This is a genomic window from Chryseobacterium sp. Bi04, from assembly GCF_918698085.1.
Taxonomy (GTDB): Bacteria; Bacteroidota; Bacteroidia; order Flavobacteriales; family Weeksellaceae; genus Chryseobacterium.
The window spans coordinates 113,365-133,617 of the sequence record NZ_CAKKLP010000015.1 but is presented as its reverse complement, the minus strand read 5'-3'; the positions used below and the strand labels follow the sequence as shown (position 1 = coordinate 133,617).

24 protein-coding genes are annotated in these 20,253 nt (G+C 36.7%); 18 read left to right on the top strand and 6 right to left on the bottom strand.

Annotation, left to right across the window (positions count from 1 at the left end; genetic code table 11):
* The 9 genes from LQV47_RS19540 to LQV47_RS19500 form a co-directional block, all read left to right on the top strand.
* A partial coding sequence (locus LQV47_RS19540; RefSeq protein WP_230040601.1) for a hypothetical protein occupies positions 1-890 on the top strand: 890 nt, incomplete at its 5' end.
* A 1-nt stretch (position 891) separates the two neighbouring features.
* On the top strand, positions 892-1,719 hold the full coding sequence (locus LQV47_RS19535) for a hypothetical protein (RefSeq protein WP_230040599.1): 828 nt from the start codon (positions 892-894) through the stop codon (positions 1,717-1,719).
* A gap of 1 nt (position 1,720) precedes the next feature.
* Positions 1,721-2,497 (top strand): hypothetical protein, encoded by a 777-nt coding sequence (locus LQV47_RS19530; RefSeq protein ID WP_230040597.1) that lies wholly within the window; start codon positions 1,721-1,723, stop codon positions 2,495-2,497.
* A gap of 463 nt (positions 2,498-2,960) precedes the next feature.
* Positions 2,961-3,857 (top strand): hypothetical protein, encoded by an 897-nt coding sequence (locus LQV47_RS19525; RefSeq protein WP_230040595.1) that lies wholly within the window; start codon positions 2,961-2,963, stop codon positions 3,855-3,857.
* 14 nt (positions 3,858-3,871) lie between these two features.
* Positions 3,872-4,711, top strand: coding sequence for a hypothetical protein (locus tag LQV47_RS19520; RefSeq protein WP_230040593.1), 840 nt, complete (start codon positions 3,872-3,874; stop codon positions 4,709-4,711).
* Between the two features lie 30 nt (positions 4,712-4,741).
* Positions 4,742-5,503, top strand: a complete 762-nt coding sequence (locus LQV47_RS19515; protein ID WP_230040591.1) for a hypothetical protein — start codon at positions 4,742-4,744, stop codon at positions 5,501-5,503.
* Positions 5,504-5,634: 131 nt separating this feature from the next.
* The gene (locus LQV47_RS19510) at positions 5,635-6,810 is read left to right on the top strand and encodes an aspartate aminotransferase family protein (RefSeq protein ID WP_230040606.1); all 1,176 of its coding nucleotides are present in this window, start codon (positions 5,635-5,637) and stop codon (positions 6,808-6,810) included.
* 190 nt (positions 6,811-7,000) lie between these two features.
* Positions 7,001-7,387, top strand: a complete 387-nt coding sequence (locus LQV47_RS19505) for an START-like domain-containing protein (protein ID WP_034696870.1) — start codon at positions 7,001-7,003, stop codon at positions 7,385-7,387.
* 79 nt (positions 7,388-7,466) lie between these two features.
* Entirely contained in the window at positions 7,467-8,279 is an 813-nt protein-coding gene (locus tag LQV47_RS19500) for an aminotransferase class IV (RefSeq protein ID WP_230040589.1), read from the top strand.
* A 79-nt stretch (positions 8,280-8,358) separates the two neighbouring features.
* Here the strand turns inward: LQV47_RS19500 and LQV47_RS19495 are convergent, their stop codons facing one another.
* Positions 8,359-8,940 (bottom strand): N-acetylmuramoyl-L-alanine amidase, encoded by a 582-nt coding sequence (locus tag LQV47_RS19495; protein ID WP_230040587.1) that lies wholly within the window; start codon positions 8,938-8,940, stop codon positions 8,359-8,361.
* Positions 8,941-9,046: 106 nt separating this feature from the next.
* Positions 9,047-9,595 carry a YqgE/AlgH family protein gene (locus tag LQV47_RS19490; RefSeq protein WP_230040585.1) on the bottom strand — a complete coding sequence of 183 codons (549 nt, stop codon included), beginning with the start codon at positions 9,593-9,595 and terminating at the stop codon, positions 9,047-9,049.
* Positions 9,596-9,619: 24 nt separating this feature from the next.
* Between LQV47_RS19490 and pdxH the strand changes: the two genes are divergently transcribed.
* Positions 9,620-10,261 (top strand): pyridoxamine 5'-phosphate oxidase, encoded by a 642-nt coding sequence (gene pdxH, locus LQV47_RS19485; RefSeq protein ID WP_230040584.1) that lies wholly within the window; start codon positions 9,620-9,622, stop codon positions 10,259-10,261.
* 143 nt (positions 10,262-10,404) lie between these two features.
* Here the strand turns inward: pdxH and LQV47_RS19480 are convergent, their stop codons facing one another.
* Both LQV47_RS19480 and LQV47_RS19475 read right to left on the bottom strand, forming a co-directional pair.
* A complete protein-coding gene (locus LQV47_RS19480; RefSeq protein WP_230040582.1) occupies positions 10,405-10,548 on the bottom strand; it encodes a hypothetical protein in 144 nt (47 codons plus the stop codon).
* A gap of 78 nt (positions 10,549-10,626) precedes the next feature.
* Positions 10,627-10,917, bottom strand: a complete 291-nt coding sequence (locus LQV47_RS19475; RefSeq protein WP_230040580.1) for an HU family DNA-binding protein — start codon at positions 10,915-10,917, stop codon at positions 10,627-10,629.
* 399 nt (positions 10,918-11,316) lie between these two features.
* Here LQV47_RS19475 and panD point away from each other — a divergent pair, with 399 nt between their 5' ends.
* The 8 genes from panD (at position 11,317) to LQV47_RS19435 (ending at position 18,799) form a co-directional block, all read left to right on the top strand.
* Positions 11,317-11,667 carry an aspartate 1-decarboxylase gene (gene panD, locus LQV47_RS19470; protein ID WP_029294648.1) on the top strand — a complete coding sequence of 117 codons (351 nt, stop codon included), beginning with the start codon at positions 11,317-11,319 and terminating at the stop codon, positions 11,665-11,667.
* Between the two features lie 3 nt (positions 11,668-11,670).
* On the top strand, positions 11,671-12,693 hold the full coding sequence (locus LQV47_RS19465) for a lysylphosphatidylglycerol synthase transmembrane domain-containing protein (RefSeq protein WP_230040578.1): 1,023 nt from the start codon (positions 11,671-11,673) through the stop codon (positions 12,691-12,693).
* A gap of 171 nt (positions 12,694-12,864) precedes the next feature.
* Positions 12,865-13,440 carry a TerD family protein gene (locus tag LQV47_RS19460; protein WP_230040576.1) on the top strand — a complete coding sequence of 192 codons (576 nt, stop codon included), beginning with the start codon at positions 12,865-12,867 and terminating at the stop codon, positions 13,438-13,440.
* A gap of 26 nt (positions 13,441-13,466) precedes the next feature.
* Positions 13,467-14,141, top strand: coding sequence for a TerD family protein (locus tag LQV47_RS19455; RefSeq protein ID WP_230040574.1), 675 nt, complete (start codon positions 13,467-13,469; stop codon positions 14,139-14,141).
* An 87-nt stretch (positions 14,142-14,228) separates the two neighbouring features.
* Positions 14,229-14,867: a VWA domain-containing protein gene (locus tag LQV47_RS19450; protein WP_230040572.1), complete on the top strand. Its 639-nt coding sequence runs from the start codon at positions 14,229-14,231 to the stop codon at positions 14,865-14,867.
* Between the two features lie 17 nt (positions 14,868-14,884).
* Complete coding sequence (locus tag LQV47_RS19445; RefSeq protein WP_230040569.1) at positions 14,885-15,928, top strand: TerY-C metal binding domain-containing protein; 1,044 nt, start codon at positions 14,885-14,887, stop codon at positions 15,926-15,928.
* Between the two features lie 84 nt (positions 15,929-16,012).
* On the top strand, positions 16,013-17,281 hold the full coding sequence (locus tag LQV47_RS19440) for a PP2C family serine/threonine-protein phosphatase (RefSeq protein ID WP_230040567.1): 1,269 nt from the start codon (positions 16,013-16,015) through the stop codon (positions 17,279-17,281).
* Positions 17,282-17,287: 6 nt separating this feature from the next.
* Positions 17,288-18,799 carry a serine/threonine-protein kinase gene (locus tag LQV47_RS19435; protein WP_230040565.1) on the top strand — a complete coding sequence of 504 codons (1,512 nt, stop codon included), beginning with the start codon at positions 17,288-17,290 and terminating at the stop codon, positions 18,797-18,799.
* 103 nt (positions 18,800-18,902) lie between these two features.
* Here LQV47_RS19435 and LQV47_RS19430 read toward each other — a convergent pair whose 3' ends face one another.
* A complete protein-coding gene (locus tag LQV47_RS19430; protein WP_230040563.1) occupies positions 18,903-19,340 on the bottom strand; it encodes a GNAT family N-acetyltransferase in 438 nt (145 codons plus the stop codon).
* 130 nt (positions 19,341-19,470) lie between these two features.
* Positions 19,471-20,235 (bottom strand): hypothetical protein, encoded by a 765-nt coding sequence (locus LQV47_RS19425; RefSeq protein ID WP_230040561.1) that lies wholly within the window; start codon positions 20,233-20,235, stop codon positions 19,471-19,473.
* Positions 20,236-20,253 lie beyond the last annotated feature (18 nt).

The window sequence follows — 20,253 nt, the reverse complement described above, 5'->3', positions numbered from 1 at the left end:
CTATTATCATGTTCTCCCTCATTCCTATTGGGATGAGTGCTCAGGTTGGGATTTCAAAAAGTCTCACGTTTGATCCGGATACCAGAACGCAGCTGCATGTAAAGCAGGATAATTTTGCGGCCCGAATGCCAAGAGCCAACACCGCAGGAGTTCTTCCTACTTCATTAACGGGTACTATTGGAGATGGAACGCAGGGTTCTGTAATATTCAACAGAGAAACAGGAAGTATTGTTCAGAACGATGGTACAAGCTGGAAGATCTCAGATCCAATTGTTACGGTGATGAAAAATAATAAAATGGCCCGCTTTATAAGAAGTGGTACCACTACCACTACTTGCCAGCCTTGTACTCTTATTCCTCCCACCTGTTTTATCGGGTCCGACAGGACATGTGCTGCAACAGATGTTCCTTTTACGTCAAGCAGCCCTGCCTTGAATGAAATCTCAAATGATATAGCATTGGTAAGTACCACAAGCAATATGATCAACTTTAAAACAAGAGGTTTATATAAGCTTTCGTTTAAAAGCGGACCGTTAGATGTAGGGGAGGCACTCTGTATAGGGGCAACCACTAATCTGTATTCCAGATTGAATCTGGAAGTTAGTTCTGATAACGGAGCAACATGGAGACCTATTAATAATACGGTAAGCAATACTACAGGAGGATTGTTTGCACTGGGTTCAATACCCATAGGATCCGTAGATGTAGGCCAGTCATTGGCATTTACTTATGTAGGGGTTTTTAACGCAAATGACAGAGCAAGACTGAGATTCTTTGGCAACCAGACCATGACTGTTGGAGGCTGCTTGGGAACTAATATGTACTTTGCTATGAATTCCACAGGAAATTCTATCTCAGAAATTATTGTTGAAAAAATAAATATGCAATAAGATGAAAAAGATAATATTAATTATAGCGGTTTTTTTTCAATACTTTTTGCAGGCACAAGTAGGTATTGGAGGAGATATATACAGCTCTAAAAACATTGTTAAAGTTCAGGATGGAACCAAAGGGATCATATTACCTTATTCCAATACCTTTACCACTTTTCCAAAATATAATGCTGCCGTAACGGATCTGTATAATGATTACCCTAATCTTGTGGGTGGCCTTATCTACAATAAGAGTGACGATCAGTATTACAAGTATGATGGCTACGCCTGGAATCCGGCAAGACAGATACAGGGGATATATCAGCCTAAAGGATCAAGATTGGGGATTTCTTCGGGAATTTCAATTCCTTGTATTGCATTCGGTTTAGGGCTATGTCTTTCAACCGGCTCAGCGGTCTATTTAGCTCCGGATGACAAAAGTGAAGTTCTTGTTGATAACCTTGGATTGAAGAATGCAAGCACAGTAACCATAAAGCAGGCTGGGATTTATGATGTAGCAGCTGCTTTAGGATTTACCGGTGGTTCTCTTGGTGCCCAGATAGGGGTTACGGAATTTAAACTGACATTACAGGCTAGATATACATCCGGAGGAGCATGGGAGACTATTGTTACCAAGTCAAACTATTCACTCATATTTATTGTGGATACACAGGGAAACAAGACTTGCAGTTTTGCCCAGACTATTACTTTACCCGTCGGAGCTGAATTGAGGGTTATTCCTTCCATCAGAACAATCGGTGGATCAGGAGGATCATTAGCAGCCTATGGTACAGATGCCAATTCGATCAATTCTTATATTGCAGCACGTTTAATTAAAGCTTTTTAAGATGAAAAAATATATATTCGGACTGTCTTTATTCATAATGAATATTTACAGCGCACAGGTGAATTTTACAAATATTCCTAGTCCTGACTCTAATGCCAATGGAAACGATCAGGTCATGATGTATATTACCAATACGAGCGAAGCAGCAGGAGTAAAAGGTTTTGGACTTCCAGCAGTAAATGCAGAAGTAGACCTTCCTTATACAGGAGTAAATGCTCCGGGATCAAGAATTGAGGTATTGAGGGGACTGCTTTTGTTTGTTAAAAGTACCGGTCAGGTAATGGTTTTTGATGGGTTAGTGTGGAGTAAAGCCTTTGAAATAGAATCTGATAATATCTCAAGGTTTCAGCTCAATGCTGTTTCCACTACTACAGGTACTGCTTTGTTGTCCATAAACTCCCTTATTGATAAACCTAATTTCCTTGCAGATCCATTAAAGCTTAAAACCAATGTACCTACAACAGGTGTTGACCTTAACAGATTATATGTTCGGCAGACAGGATTATACAGGATTAATGTGAATTTGAATTTCACAGGTGCTGCAGGTTCTTTTAGTAACAGATTAGGCGCCAGTTTATATGTAAATAATGTTAAGAGATTTCAGCTGCTGGAAGAAACAGTCAATTTTGATGGAACTAACCGTAAAATCAATTTAGACTTTTCTGTTTATGCTGTTCAGGGTCAGTATATTACTTTGGAATCCATTTCCGAGGTGAGTGGAACTACTACGTATAATGTGACTAATAACAGCTATGTGACAGTAGAAAAAGTATTATAGATTAATAAATCAAAATATTTCAGTTAATGCTCACCCTTAATTTAGAGCCTGTTTAATCTTAATAGAAAATTTTGTTAAAGGCTTTCTGAGGTTGGATATTTGAAAAAAATAAGATATCCCAACCGGTTTAGCAGAAAGCCATTGACAAAATATACGCTATCTAATGATTTTCCCCAATGGCAGGTTTACTATTATTGCAGCCAGTGGCTCCTAATGGAAACTTCCGAAAATAGAACCGAATTATCCGTTATAAAGTGTAAATCTACTGCTTAACTCACCAGTAGATGATATGTATTATTTTTTTAATATTTTTCTCTATTTTATAAGTAAAATTCACATTTAATCATCGTTTTTTTGATATAGCTACTTTATTTTTTGATATTATTATTTTAAATAAAAATCTGATAAATATTATTATAATATTTGTTAGATTTATTATGTCAAATTGAAAAAAAATAATAATATGAAATTAAAGTCTATTATCATGTTCTCTCTTATCTCTATGGGAATAAGTGCACAGGTTGGGATTTCTAAAGCTCCCGCTTTTCAGCCTGATATCAGAACAGAATTGCACGTACAGCAGAACAATGAAGCGGTAAGATTGCCGAGGAGTAATACGACAAGTATTTTGCCGGTTTCGGCTGCAGGAACCACAGGAAACGGAACACAGGGGTCAATACTTTATAATAAGCAAGCTGCCAATATTGCACAAAACGATGGTACGCAATGGAAAGTTATTTCAGATCCTATTTTAGTGAATTTAAAAAATGGGAAATTAGCCAGGTTTGTAAGATCAGGAGGCACCTTAACATCTTCTTGTGGAACTTGCGTACTCTGCGGAGCGGAAAACAGGCAGTGTACACCTATTGATGTACCACTAACGGCTACAGGCAACAATGCTTTTAATGATATAGCCGCTGATGTTGAGCTGGTTGCAGCAAGTACCCCTCAAATAAGATTTAAAACATCCGGATTATACAGGATTTCTTTTAGCAGCCGTGTGACGTCTAGTGCGCCGGTTTGCCTTGGAATTGCACAAACGATCTACGCAAGAATGAATTTATCCCTACAGGCTAATGGAACAGGAGCTTTTGTACCTATTAATAGTAGCGTTTCTCCATATAGATTAAATAGTGCAACGGATCCGCTTCAAATTTTAGGTATTCTTGGCCCTAAAATCAATCATTCTATTTCAAGTACTTATGTAGGTACTTTTAATACTGCTGATATTGTCAAATTTACATTCTTTGGAAATCAGGATATTGTTGTCGGAGGGTGTACCGGAGGCGCAATGAATTTTCAATTGGACGGAACCGGATATCAGCTACCCGAGGTTATTATTGAAAAACTTACCATGTAATAAAAATAAATCTTATGAAAAAATTATTATTCTTACTATTGGCATCCTGGTTTCATGCACAGGTTGTTATTGGGAGTGATATCGCAAGTAACAAAAATATATTAAAAGTGAAAGACGGAACTAGAGGAGTTTTGCTTACAAGCTCTGATAATTATACTCTTTTTCCAAGATATAATGCTGCCGCTCCCGACTTGTTTAACGACCATTCTAATCTGGAAGGTTCTCTAATCTATAATAAAAATGATGATCAGTACTATAAATATGATGGCTTTTCCTGGAATCCTGCAAGACAGCTTCAGGGAAGATTCAATACGAATGTATCGAGATTGGGGCTGGCTACTCCTTTTAGCAATTTTTGTGGCGATTTTTCAGGAGTAAACGCCTGCGTTAACTCAGGGTATAGCCTAACATATGGGGGAGGAGTTGCGGATAATAAGGATCAGTTATTAGTAGATACCGGCTATTTGGGAATAAAAAATGCGGCAAATGGTATTCTAATAGCTCAGAATGGATTATATGAGGTTGGGCTTTCATTAGGAGTGAGTGGTGGTGGACTTTCTGCTGGTATCGGTTTAGTTGAATATCGTTTAGGATTACAGGTAAGCTATGATAATGGAGCCACCTATGTAGATGTTGCAGAAAAGTCAAATTATTCTCTTATGTTTATTGTAGATCTAAGTGCTACAAAAACCACCAGTTTTACAACAACTTTATCTTTACCTGCTGGTGCAAGGATAAGATCTATTGTTAATATGAAAAGAATTATTGCTTCCGGAGGAGGTCTTGCCAATTATTCTACAAATGAAGATCCTGTATATTCCTATGCAGTTGTCAGACAAATTAAAAAATACTAAATCATGAATAAAAAGATATTTTGCATATGTATGTTTTTTTTACTGCATACATACAATTCACAGGTAAATTTCACCAATGGAACGGGTGCTGATGTAAATACCGCTGATCAGATAATGGTATATATTAACAACGCAAGTGAAGCAAGTAATATAAAAGGATTTGGTCTCCCAACGGTCAATACCATAACAGATTTACCATATACCGGATCCAATGCGCCTTCACCTTCCAATAAAATTGAGGCACTAAGAGGTTTGTTACTATTTGTAAATAGTACCGGAGAAACAATGGTTTTTGATGGCTTGGTTTGGAGTAAGGCATTTAATGTTATAGGCTTAGGAAGTAATGTTACCCGCTTTCAACTTAACAATGCTGTTTCTACAACTAACGGGCAGGTTACTTTGCCATTTAGTTCTGCAAGCGGGACATACCTGAATGATCCCCTGAAAGCAAAAACTAATGTGTCAACAACATCATCCACGGAGCTCCCAAAACTCTATATCAGACAAAATGGAACTTACAGGATTAATGTCAGTTTGACATTAAACTCTACAGAAAGTGGAGCTTTCAATAAACGACTGGGTATCGCCCTATTTGTTAATGGTGTTGAAAGAACCAGATTATTGGAAACTGCTACTGATTTTAATGCAACTACTAAACTTGTAAATTTAGATACCGTGTTATATTTAAAGCAAGGGGAATATTTTACAATGGATACTATTTCTGAAGTGGGTGGTGCACAAACTTTTACAGTAACTCCTAATACTTTTGTTACAATAGAAAAAATGCAGTAAAGTTTTGAAAGTATGCTGACAAAATGAAATGCCCCTAAATTTATTTAAGGGTATTTTTTTATTCAGAGTTTATAATTTCGGCATTTGGCGAATCTTTTATAGCTTTGCTGAAATTTTTTGAGACGATGGAAATGCACAAAGACTTTTTTATATATCAGGCACAGACAACAAAATTTGCTGCAGGTTTTGAGGTTGAAAAAGCTGTAGGAAGCTATATTTATGGAACTGACGGTAAAAAATATCTGGATTTTGTAGCCGGAGTTTCTGCCAATACATTGGGGCACTCCCATCCTAAAATTGTCAATGCTATCAAAGAACAGGCAGATAAATATCTTCATGTAATGGTTTATGGTGAATACGCACAGGAAAAACCGATAGCATTATGCCAATTACTGGCAGAAGCCACACCGGAACCGCTAGAAGTTACCTATTTGGTAAACAGTGGAGCAGAAGCTATTGATGGAAGTTTAAAATTAGCAAAAAGATATACGGGAAGAGAAGAGATCATTTCTTTCAAAAATTCCTATCATGGAAATACACATGGGGCTTTAAGTGTTTCAGGAAATGAAAATCATAAAAGAGAATTTCGTCCCTTATTACCTATGATCTCTTTTATTGAGTTCAATAGTGAAGAAGATCTTGAAAAAATTACAGACAAAACAGCTTGTGTTATTCTAGAAACTATTCAGGGGGCTGCAGGATTTTTAGTTCCCAATGAGAATTATCTGATCAAACTGAAGAAAAGATGTGAAGATGTGGGAGCACTTTTGATTCTTGATGAAATTCAGCCCGGATTTGGAAGAACCGGAAGACTATTTTCTTTTGAGCATTTTGGAATTGTTCCTGACATCCTGGTTATGGGAAAAGGGATGGGCGGAGGAGTTCCTGTTGGAGCTTTTATGAGCTCCCGGGAAATTATGGAAACATTATCCCATTCTCCAAAGCTTGGGCATATTACTACCTTTGGAGGAAACCCACTGATTGCAGCAGCAAGCTATGCTACTTTGAAAGAAGTACTGGACAGTGGCCTGATGAATGAGGTGGCAGAAAAAGAAAAATTATTCAGAGAACTTCTGGTACATCCCAAAATTAAAAATATCAATGGTAAAGGCTTAATGCTGGCTGTAAACCTTGGTACTCCGGAATATACACTGGAGGTTGCCAAAAAATGCATGGAAAAAGGACTTATTGTTTTCTGGCAGCTGTACAGAAATGAATACCTCAGAATTTCTCCACCATTAACGCTCTCCCTGGATGAGATCAGACAGGGATGTCAGATTATACTTGATATATTGAATGAAAATTAAAGATTAAAATCTCTTCAAATCGGAGAGATTTTTTTATGCTTTACATGGTAAGTTTATGTGCTGGTATTTAACATAATGTAGATTTGATACCTCTGATAAATATCATGCAGATTCTTTAAAAAAATAATTGCTTTTTTGTGTAATAAAAAAATTAATTTATATATTGCGGAACGATAAAAACAAAGATTATATGGCGAAACATAAAGTCCATTACGAATTTCCAATGCACTGTTTATCAGAGATTTTATATGAATATCTGGCAACTGCAGAGGGGTTGTCTGAATGGTTTGCGGATGAGGTGACAGAGAAAGGCGATGATTTCTTTTTTAGCTGGGGAGGAGGACCTGCAGAAAAAGCTACTTTAATCAGATATAAGCCTGAAGGTTTCGTTCGTTTCAGATGGGAAGAGGATGAAGGAACTAAAAATTTCTTTGAAATGACTATCACAATAGATGATATTACAGAAGATTTAGCTCTTAACATTACAGATTTCTGTGAAGAAGGAGACGAAGAAGAAAACGCAATGTATTGGGAAAACCTTATTGAAAATCTTAGGATAAAGTTAGGTGCAGCATAATGTTGTACTGTATTAAAATGATAAAACTGATGAACGATTTATCGTTCATTATTTTTTTATAAATAAATCACAGCAAAAATTGGAAAATCAATATTTTACTTCAGATATAGTACAGGTAAAGAATAGAGCCTTTCTTTTGGGCGATACTGTGAAAGTTTCTTTCTTTATAAAAAATGCAGGATTGATCATGGATGAAGAGTGCTACTTTTTCCTGATGGCATCCATGCGAAAGATGAGAATGAATATCCCTCTTACGTATACGTTGGAATTTTTTCAGAATATTTTTCAACAGGATATTATTGAAGGAAAAGGAATTAAAAACGGAATTATCAATTTCCAGGTTTTTAGAAATGCTGATGAGGTAACGTTAGCAAAATCTTCAGTTTCCTATTTCTATGAAGTAGTGGAAATGGATGATGTACTGGCTGTTCATGGAAGATCTTTAGACATGGATCTGATTAAAGAAATTAACGTTAATAATAACCTGTTAAGCAATATCAGGGTTCATTGCCCGGAAAATATTTATGCCGGAATTTATGCACAGGAAAATGACCTTGATGAGGTGATCCTTTTGAATCCCAATAAAAGAATTGCACGTTCTACTTCAGGAAATCTTTTATTTTTGGCAGGGGATGTTATTAAAGTTCCAAAACAGTCGGAGGGAGCTTACATTTCTCCTTTAATGGAAAATTTTGTGACCTATCTGCATAAAAATAATCTTATGGATGTTCAGGAACATGAAATCATAGCATTTGAATCCCAGAAAGCCGAAGAGATTTTAATGATTTCGGATGAAAAAGGTATATTTTCTGTAGGTAAAATAAGAAATAAAACCTTTGAAAACAGCCGTTTTACGGAACTGGTGGAAAGCTGGAAAAAGAGTTTTCAATAAAAATTGACAAACCCGGTAAACAACAACAAAGTCCTTTACCGGGTTTTATTCTGAGTAAATCAGAAATTGTTTCTTATTCTTAATATTCGTTGAAAACGTCAACGAATTTTTTTGCGATTTCTTGTTGACCCTTTTCACTGGTCATATATTTCCGGTCTTTGGAATTATTGATAAATCCAAGTTCTACCAATACTGCAGGAGCTTTGGTTTCTCTTAGCATATGAAGGTTGCGCCCTTCAATTTTGCGTGCATCAAATTTTTTGGAAATTTTTTCAGCCAGCTTTTTAGAGTTTTCTGAATCCTGAACATAAATTTCAGTTCCCTGTTGTACAGTTTCTTCTTGAGGAGATCTGTTGACGTGGAGGGAAATAACCAGTTCAGGGCTTAAACTGTTAATCTGGGCTGTTCTTTCAGAAAGGCTGGGATAGCTGTCATCGCTTCTTGTTAAAACGATCTCATACTTGTGTAAACCTTCATTAATCTTTTGAATCTCTTTAGCAATATTCAATGAAATATCTTTCTCAGAAAAATGCCCATATACCGAACCAAGATCATTGCCGCCATGGCCGGCGTCTATGATAATGTATTTCTTATTAATAGGGGTAAATGATAAAAATGCTATACAAAAGATGGATAAAGCAAGTAATCTTATACCTTTCATTTTTTATTGATTTTGGTTTTTCAAATAACGGAAAAACTTTTTTAAAAATTAGTTAACATAATCTTAAAATTTGTTAATTATTTTTAAGGTATTGATGTATAAATTATTAATTCAATGAAATATCCTCAGGAGAATTTGCCCACAGTAAAAATTCTCCCCCAAGATTCTGCATAATGGACTTCCAGAGTGTCTGATCATTCGGAAGAGTATAATCCAGGTTATATACATCCACTACCGTCCACACTTTTCTTTGAACTTCAGTGTCCAGCTGGTTCGGAGACCATCCTGAGTACCCGGAAAAGATCTTTATATCATGAATATCAAGCTCCTTATTTAATACAGCATTGATAATCCGTTCAATATCCTCTGTGAGATAGAATTCATCAGTGATATCAGTGAAAATTTCTGTTACTTTCTTTCCTCTTACAATAAAAAAAACTTTATCGTTTTCTACAGGTCCACCGTCGTAAACTTCAATTTTGAAATCAAAGAAATCTTTGAATTTAGTACTCATCTGGCTGTTTTTTTTATTTAATATCAAACCAAATGCTCCACTTTCATTATGTTCAATAACCAACACTACCGATCGTGAAAAAATATCACCGGAAATGTCAGGGGTCGAGATTAATATTTTACCTTTGTATGAGTGATTCATACTCAAATTTAATAAAAAATATTTATGGAAAACCTGCACGACAAAAGAAAAGTGTATGATAAATCCCAACTTATTGAAAGTGAGATAAAACAAAATCCTCTTGAGCAGTTCAGAGACTGGTTTTTGGAGGCAAATGAGAGCGAAATGATCTCAGAAGCCAATGCTATGGCGGTTTCTACACTAGAAGAAGATGGTTGCCCAAGAACAAGAATGGTATTGCTTAAAGCATATACCTATGAAGGATTTATTTTTTATACCAACTACGACAGCCGAAAAGGAAAAGCAATAGCCCATAATCATAAAGCCTGCCTTCATTTCTTCTGGCCCAATCTGGAAAGGCAAATTATTATTAAAGCTAATCTGGAAAAGATAGCGGATAATCTAAGTGATGGTTATTTTCATTCAAGACCTAAAGGAAGTCAGCTGGGAGCAGCTGTTTCTCCACAGAGCCAGGTTATTCCAAACAGAGAATTTTTAGAAGAAAAGCTGAAAGATTTGGAAAAAGAATATGAAAATACGGAAGTTCCAAGACCGGATAATTGGGGTGGTTATATGGCAAAACCATATGAAATTGAATTCTGGCAGGGAAGACCAAACCGCCTCCACGATAGAATTATTTATCAGCTTGAAGACCTGGATTGGAAGATTTCCAGACTGGCACCATAGTTTTTTGAATAGAAATTTAAAATGTAAGCGTTGAAAATGATTCAGCGCTTATTTTATTATCCTTCCCCTTTTAAATAAGGTTGCTTTACGCCTACTATTATATCGTTACGTTGCTGTATACTGATGTCGATACAATCCAACGTTTATTTGTAGTCCGCAGAAATCTCTGCTGTTATATTCAGGACATAATCTGGATTCCTATGGATGGCAAAGACGCTGTTGGAAGTAGTAACAATGCTTTTCGACCATAGATAATCATGGACTATAGATATTCTGTATTTTTTCATTATTCTGGAATGCAAGCATTTACACATAAAAAAAGGCTGTTTCTTAGAAACAGCCTTGAATTTTTGTAATCTGAATGATTATTTTTTCTTAACACCAGAAACTGCGTTAGATAAATCAGCTCCAGCTTTAAATTTAGCAACTTTTTTAGCAGCAATTTTAATCGGTTTTTTAGTTGCAGGGTTAATACCTTGTCTAGCAGCTCTCTCAGCTACTGAGAAAGTACCAAATCCTACTAAAGAAACTTTTCCTTCTTTTTTCTTTAAAGTAGTAGTTACATTAGAAATAAAAGATTCCAAAGCAGCTTTAGCTGCAACTTTAGTGATCCCTGCATCTTTTGCGATTGCGTCGATTAATTCAGACTTGTTCATAATTTTTAATATTAAAGTTAGTTCGTAATTATAGCAAATATAATACTATTTTCTAATTGTGCAATTTTTTTATTAAAACTTGCATAATTTTTTTACTTTTATGTGAAAATGGTTAAAATATGATAATTCGGGTTTCCACGAAAAATCTACGTTACGGGTTACTAAAATCATGCCAAATGCTTATGTGTATTGACTTTAGCAAAAAATTAATATTATTTACTGTATTTATTAAATCCTAAATTGTGTATAAACTTTTAATGTTTTTGAGCATATGTTTATTAAATCTGTAAATAAAATTCAAAATTTTTATATTTTATAAAAATAAATGGCTGTGTTTGTGGGAGTTTTAAAATGATAGGACACACCTGATTTATTAATTTTTATTAATAAATTTGCATCATGTTAATAGAAGTTTTTAAGTCCAAGATTCATAGGGTGAGAGTTACGGCCTCAGACCTTAATTATATAGGAAGTATAACAATAGACGAAGACCTTATAGAAGCTGCCGGTTTGGTAGTGGGAGAAAGGGTCTATATTGTCAATGTGAACAACGGAGAACGTTTTGATACTTATGTTATCAAAGGGAAGAGAAAATCCGGAGAAGTATGCCTGAATGGTCCTGCTGCCAGAAAAGTACAGAGAGATGATATTATTATTATCATTGCCTATGCACAAATGACTCCTGAAGAGGCAAAAGACTTCCAGCCGAAAATAGTTTTCCCGGATGAAAAAACAAATCTTCTTACCTAATTCATGGAGAAAACATCAAAAAATCCTTTAAAATCAATACTTACAATAGTAATATCGCTTGCTTTTGCAGGCTTTTTTTTATGGCTTGCCTTAAAGGGGCTCGATTTTAAAGTGATTCAAAAATCGTTAGCTAAGGCCAATTACCTTTGGGTATTATTTGCGTCTGTATTTGGCCTTCTTGCGTACTGGTTCAGAGCGATTCGCTGGAATCTGATGCTGGAACCAATGGGACATAAGATTTCCAATTCCAATGCACTTTGGTCTATATCATTCGGATATCTTATGAACCTTACTATTCCCAGAAGTGGAGAATTGGCAAGGGCAACAGCTCTATATGGAGTGGAAAAAGTGCCGGTAGATAAATCTTTTGGAACGATCATTCTGGAAAGGGTAGTAGACCTTATATGTATGCTTGGTTTTCTTGGATTGACGTTACTCTTTAAATATGAAGCAATTCTTTCTTTTTACGAAAATTCGGGAGTAAGTATCAATCCTAATAAAATTTTGCTTGTTCTTCTCATATTGGCAGGAGGAACAATGTTGTTTTTTGTATTTAAAAAAAAGCTTGCAGGAGTTCCTTTTCTAGGAAAAATAGTCAATTTTATAGATGGTATTTTTCAGGGGCTGACCACTATTTTTAGGTTAAAAGAGAAAGGGAAGTTTATCCTGTATACCTTAGGGATCTGGATTTCCTATTATTTTGCGGCGTACCTGGTATGTTTTGCACTTCCTGAAACCTCAGCATTTACAATGGCGGATGGTTTCTTTATTATTGTAGTAGGAACATTGGGAATGATCATTCCTGCAAGTGGAGGAATCGGAGCCTATAACCTGGCGATGAAATACGGATTTATGGCACTCTTTATTTCCATAGGGAAAAGTGCTGATCTGGGAGGAGAAATGGGGCTTACTTACTCATTCATTTCCCTGCCGCTTCAGATTGTCATTATGCTGGTAATGGGATTGATATCTATTCCTATGTTAGCCAAGGCAAGAAATGCCGCTGTTTCGGATAAAAAAATGTAAAAATAAATTTTACAGAATACACCATATAAAGTTCAATTGAAAAATTGGACTTTTTTTGTGGAATTCTACTACACGAAGGTGTAGTGTACAGATTATTTTTTATAAATAAATTTGGTCAGGTCATAAATCAAATTTAACTTAAGGCAAAAATAATTTATAACATAATACATTATGGCAATTAATTTACAGAAAGGACAAAAGATTGAACTGGGGCTGACCAAAATGACAATAGGATTAGGATGGGACCCGAATGAAGGAACAGGCTATGACTTTGACCTGGATGCTTCTGCCATTATGATTGATTCCGACAGAAAATTAGTAAGCGAAGAATATTTTGTTTTTTATAATAATCTACAATCCCCGGATGGGGCTTTACTGCACACCGGTGATGATCCAAACGGTAAAAACAGCGATGGAGACGATGACGAAGCCATTGTTATAGATCTTGAAAAGGTAGATTCAAGAGTGGAAGAAATCCTTTTTGTAGTAACGATAGAGGATTTTGAAAGACGAAAGCAGAATTTCGGACAGGTAAGAAATTCATACATCAGAGTGGTAGATAATAATAACAGCCAGGAAATTGCAAAATATGAACTGGATGAAGATTTCTCTATTGAAACAGGGGTTGAGTTCGGAAGACTGTATAAAAGAAATGGTAGCTGGAAATTTGAAGCATCCGGAATAGGCTACAGAGCAGATTTAGGTTTCTTCCTTGAAAAATATTATAAAGGACAGATCATTAAATAAACGATCAAATATACAAAACGATAACTATGGCAATTAATTTACAGAAAGGTCAGACCATTGATTTAAGGAAAAATGACCGCGGAGAAAGTATTTATGACCTTTCGAAAGTTACGATAGGGTTGGGGTGGGATGTAAGAAAACAAGGAGGTTTATTTGGAAAACTGTTTAATAAAGAAGCTGAATATGATCTTGATGCAGTAGCCTTCCTTTTAGACGGAAACGGAAAAGTAGCCAATCTTGGAAGAACAGTCCAAACCAATGACGGAAGACAGATGGGGCTTTATCAGGGAGATGTGGTCTTCTTTAATTCCATGCAGCATCCAAGTGGGAATGTATGGCTAACCGGAGACAACAGAACAGGCGCCGGGGATGGGGATGATGAACAGATCATCGTTAAACTGGATCAGCTGGATCAAAGTTATCAGAAAATTGTTTTTGTAGTTACCATCTATCAGGGGAGAAGCAATAACCAGCATTTCGGGATGATTGACAATGCATTTATCCGTGCTGTAGATGCTTCAGGGAAAGAGATTACAAAATATAGTTTATCCGGAGATTCAAGCATGAACGGAATGTGTGCTATGGTTTTTGCAGAAGCATACCTTCATAATGGCGACTGGAAATTCCGGGCAGTGGGAGAACCACACCAGACGGATAATTTTATTGATATCCTGAGACAGCAGTACGCCTACCCAAACTAGACTTTATTTCTATTAACCATAACGATGAATGCCGGCTTGGAAGTCGGAGACTTCCAAGCCGGCATACCAATTAATACTTGTCTTATAATGACCAGAAGACTATTAGCCTATTTTTTACTGGATACCTCAGGTTCTATGAACGGAGAGCCAATTCAGGCCCTGAATAACGGATTCAATGGGCTTATCAGTATGCTCCGTGCAGATCCGCAAGCGATGGAGAGCCTTCATCTTAGTGTTATTACTTTTGATAGAGAAGTTAAAAATAATGTTCCACTGGTGGACCTTGCCAGCTTCTATCCTATGGAAATTACCTGTCCGGATAGCGGGCCAACCCATACAGGAGCTGCCTTGGAAATGGTTTCGGAGCTCGTTCAGAGAGATCTGATAAAAGCAACTTCTGAGGAGAAAGGGGATTGGCAGCCTCTGCTTTTCATATTTACCGATGGGAAACCTTCAGATATCCAGAAATACAGGCAGATGATCCCTGTGATCAAAGGTCTTGATTTTGGGGCTATTGTAGGCTGCGCGGCAGGCCCAAAAGCAGACGAACAGTATCTTAAAGAACTTACCGATCATGTGGTAAAGCTGGATGCTACAGATGCCATTACACTTTCCTCTTTTTTCAAATGGGTAAGCTCGTCCATTACACAGGGTGGGCACTCACAAAGTACAGGAGAAAATATAACACTTCCACCGCCACCGTCTGAACTTAATATTATTATTTAAAAACTGGCTTTACGATCATGAGAAGACTGCCTATTTATTTTTTAGTAGATATCTCCGAATCTATGGTAGGAGAGCCTATTGAGCAGGTACAGGAAGGTATCGCCAATATTGTCAGAGAATTGAAAAAAGATCCTTACTCGCTGGAAACTGTTTATATTTCAGTGGTAGGTTTTGCCGGTGAAGCTGAGGTGATTACACCCCTTCAGGATATCATCAGTTTTTATCCTCCAAAAATACCCATCGGAAGCGGGACATCCTTATCCCAGGGCCTTATTAAAATAATGGATTGTATAGACCGGGATATTGTGAAAACAACGTATGACAGGAAAGGAGACTGGAAGCCTATTGTTTTTTTATTCACAGACGGAGTACCGACTGATGATGCCACTAAAGCCATTGAAAGATGGAATATCAAATACAGTGGAAAAGCTAATACCATTGCTGTTTCTATAGGCGAGAATACCAACTACAAACTGCTGGGTTCCTTAGCAGAGAACGTCTTATTGTTTAATAATACAGATGAAAACTCTTATAAAGAGTTTTTCAAATGGGTGACAGATTCCATTAAAACAACCAGCCAGAGTGTTACTGAAGCTAAGAAAGAAGGAATTAATCTTTCCAAGATAGATTCTGTTATTTTAGAAAAGGTAGATCCCGAAATGGAACAAAAGTTTCCTGATAATAATTTTGTGGTGCTGAACGGTAAATGCTCAGAAACAGAAAAGCTGTATCTGATGAAGTTTAAAAAAACATTTGCAGCATCAGGAATACCCGGAATGTCCACGAGATATTACAAATTGGACGGAGCCTATAAAATTGATGAAAAAGCGTATTTCAGGCTTTCTTCTTCTCAGAAAAATAGGCTGAAGATTTCCATAGAAGAATTACAGGGAGGAACTTCATGTCCTCATTGTGCTAATCCTATTGCGCTGGCCACGTGTTCCTGTGGTGGTATCCACTGTCTGCCGGGAGAAGGATATAATAAATGCCCATGGTGTGGAACATCGGATTATTATGGGTTTTCCAGTGAAGGTTTCGATATTAACAGAACACTGGGATAGCGAGACTGAGATGAAAAATGATCCATTACTCGGCTTAGAAAACAAAGGATAAAATTATAGTAATAATTGCTGGATACAGAACGCATGAAAATACCTAAAATTTATTTTGGAACCCCCAAAAAAGCCATGGAAAAAACGATCATTGATCAAGAAAAAGAGGAATTTAAAGAGGCTCATTGGGGACTGAAAAATGCTATTTCAAAACAGTTTTATGAATTCATCTTTGATCTGACAGACTTTCCGAATATTAAGATTAAAAATATAGGAAACCTTGAAGGAACGGGACTTGTTTTTGAAAACAATATCCTATCAGGAACCCCGGAAACCGGTAATGTATATCATTTAGAGATCCAGTTTTCTCATATCCATGATGGAAAAAGTATAGAGACAAAACAAATACAGTTGCTTGTGAATGCTGATCCCAAAGATTTGTGGAAAAATATTCCCAGTGCTCAAGATGCTGATTTTCCTAAACCGGATGAGACTTCCTGTAAAGATAACTTTTTAGACAAAAAAATTGTTGTGGTTTCTAAACGAGGCCGCTCCCATGCCCATGAAGGGAAATTCAGGGATGATGATTTTGCCGTAAATGAACTTCCTTCATCCTGGAATATTGTATCTGTTGCAGATGGGGCGGGTTCAGCAAAAGCTGCCAGGGAAGGATCCAGATTAGCGGTTAGTTCGGTGAATATATTTTTCAGCACACAGGAAATAATCTGTGAGATTGAAAAAAATGTCAGGATAATCTATGAAGCTGGATATTCCCAGGAGAGGAAAGATGAGGCCAGACAAAATATAGTAAGATATTTATATGAAAGTGTAGTGGAGGTTTATCAGACTTTAGAAAAAACGGCTATAGCAAATAGTCTGTCAGTCAATGATCTTCATACCACATTGATTTTTACGCTGGCCAAAAAATTTGCATTTGGCTATGTTATTCTGAGTTTTGGAGTAGGAGACTGCCCGATTAACATTATCAGTAAAGATTTTTCAGAAGTAAAGCTTCTGAATTCAATGGATGTGGGTGAGTTCAGTGGGGGTACCCGCTTTATCACGATGAAAGAAATTTTTAATGATCAGATGGCATCACGCTTTACAATCACCTGTGTGGAAGATTTTTCCTTTCTTACTCTGATGACGGACGGTATCTATGATCCTAAATTTGTCACAGAACATAAACTGGAAGATATCAAAAGCTGGAAAGCATTCTTTAATGATCTGAATGGAAACAATGATGACCAGGCAAAGGTAGATTTTATCAATGATGAAGAGATTGATAAACAGCTTTTGACCTGGACGGATTTCTGGAGCAGAGGAAACCATGATGACCGCACTTTGGCCATAATCTATTAATAAAGTATGAAAAAAACAATTAAGGTTGTTTCTGTTTTAGACACAGCCAAAACTTATGAATATATTGACGAAAGCCCCATCCGGGGTGGAGTGAAAGATGTCTACTTCTCTCCTGACAAGGAATATGTGGTGGCTTTTTACCGGAGTCCGCTGGATGAAGGACAGAAAGAAAGGATCATAAGAATTGTTTCTACGTATTTGAAGAATATACAGAACGGAAATGCTGCGGAATATTTTCTGAACGAAATATTCAGATGGCCGTATGATATTGTTGAAAAAAATAAACTGACGGGGATTATTGTCCCGGTTTATAATAAGAAATTCTTCTTTGCTAAAGGATATGTAGGTTCAGATAATATCCTGGGTCAGGATAAAGTAGGAAAATGGTTTACGGCACCTATGTTCCGTAACCATCAATATCCGTTAAGGCTTGACCAGTCTGAACTTGGAGATTGGCTGAGCTACTTTCAGATTGCTATCAATATCAGCCGCGGTGTTAAAAAGCTGCATCAGATGGGGCTGGCCCATTCCGATCTTTCTTACAATAATATTTTGGTGGACCCGGTTACAAAATCAGCCTGTATTATTGATATAGATGGTCTTGTAGTTCCTAAGTTATTTCCACCTGAAGTTATCGGGACAGCAGATTTTATTGCCCCTGAAGTTTTAAAAACACAGCATTTGAACCTTACCGATCCGGATAGGTATTTACCCAACCAGAAAACAGATCTTCATGCTCTTGCAACCCTGATTTATATGTACCTTTTAAGAAGGCATCCGCTGCGTGGAGGGAAAATATGGGATCTGGATTCCGAAAAAGATGAAATACTGTCGATGGGTGAAAAAGCAATGTTTGTGGAACATCCCGAAGATCCTACCAATCATGTGAAAACCGATCAGCTGAGAAAATGGGAGGCTTTCTGGGGAGATCCTGAAAATATACCTTATACCATTGTTGGACCTTATCTTTCCGATCTGTTTAAAAAAGCATTTGTGGATGGATTACACGATCCTATCAGACGTCCTACAGCTAATGAATGGGAAACAGCTTTACTGAAAACAGTAGATTTAATACAGCCTTGTCATAATCCTGTCTGTACAGAAAAATGGTATGTCTTTGATAATACGAGTGTTCCTAGGTGCCCATTCTGTGGAACCCCTCATCAGGGAAGCCTGCCTGTTTTAGATTTGTATTTTAAGTTTGATGATGAGGTTTGGAAGCCCGAAAACCACAGACTGATGGTTTATCACAACCAGTACTTATTCAAATGGCATGTTTCCAGAAAGGTCATCCGAAATGAAAACCTTACCATGCAGGATAAAATGCCTGCAGGATATTTTACTTTCCATCAGGGGAAATGGGTATTGGTAAATCAAAGTTTACCCGGTATGAAAGATATCTCAGAACAGAAAGAGATTCCGCCGGGTTCTATGGTGGAACTTACGGATGGAAAAAAAATACTGTTGTCTGCTGATGAAGGGGGACGGTTGATGTATGTAACGATGGCCAATCAGTAATGCAAACAAAATGAAGCAATCTTAATACATAGAATCATACACGATTTCCCATGCCTACGTTAAAGTTTTTTTGTTTTTGATTGCTTCCCGGTAATTTCATCTCTTAATTTCCAACTTCCATGAAATAGGAATGCTCATCTTCCCCTACTGTTTTAAAGCCTAAACTGGAATAAAGATGCTGAGCCTTATTGGTCTTTAAAACACTTAATGAGACCGTTTTTCCTGTTTCCGAAGCTTCATCAAGAATATTTTTTAAAATTCTTCTTCCCAATCCACGGCCTTGCAATTCGGGATCAATCTGAAGCTGGAGAACTTCTGTTTTCTCAGCTGCCCTGTTGATTTTTAAGAGCCCAACGGGATGTTGATCCAGAAAAATGATATAAGCTTTATCAAACTCATAAAGAATCCTTTTAAGAGCAGATTCCCGGTCTGTGGGAAGACCCGAATCTGCATAATGGGGAACCATTGTTTTTATTCTAAGGTCAAGCAGATAATCAAGATCGTTTTCCGTAGCTTTTTGATAAGTAAATGGAGTATTCATAGTTTGTGAATTCTAATGTTGAACCGGATTAATTTTATAGAGCCTAAAGTTTGGCTGTCTTATTTTATTTCAAACAAATGACTGAGAAGTGAACGGCCGGATAATGTTTCCAGGTCTTACTCTTCCAGTGTTAATAATAAGAATCTGAAATGATAATTCTTGGATTTTTTTGTATGTTGATTTTTGATCTCATTTCTATAGATTGTTTTAAGAAAGCATAAGCATGGTATACTGTCTGGGTATAAGGACTTCTGTCATTGGGATAAAATACTTTTGTAAGAAATTCCAGTTCCTGCCCGATGATCTCAGATAGGAGAGCATTGTCCTGGTTTTCAGTTTTAATTGTGTTGATGATTATTTCCTCTTCTTTGGTTATGTCCTCATTACACAGTCTACTTTCAATGATTCTTTTTGCTATCAGAATCAGATAATCATTAAAATGCAGAAAATCTTCGGACCGGATATTTGCACCCCAATTTCCATCTCCCACCTTATCGATTGGAAAAAAATCAGTATAGTTTTCATACTGATATACATAGGCTGTAGATGCTTTTGTACCAGGAAGCTGATAAAGCCGGGTAATTCCCAAATGATGATATAAAGTTTTAAAATATTCATCTCTTGCTTCCGAAGGATCATTGGAGAACATCGGATATATTTGATGATTTAGGAACAGGATGATTTCAAGCAGCTCATGGGGCATAATGCTGTTAATATCATTTCTTACGGTCTTCAGGATCCTGTCATAGCTGATCTTATCATCATTCAGTTCTTTTTTTCTGTCTTCAATATATTCTCCGAATGTTTGGGTATGGTATAACCTCTGAAGATCTTCATAAAGATTTGTGGCCGCTTTTGCCTTATTAAATAGGTAAATTGCAGTATGTCTTTCCATGTATCAGCTTATAATAGT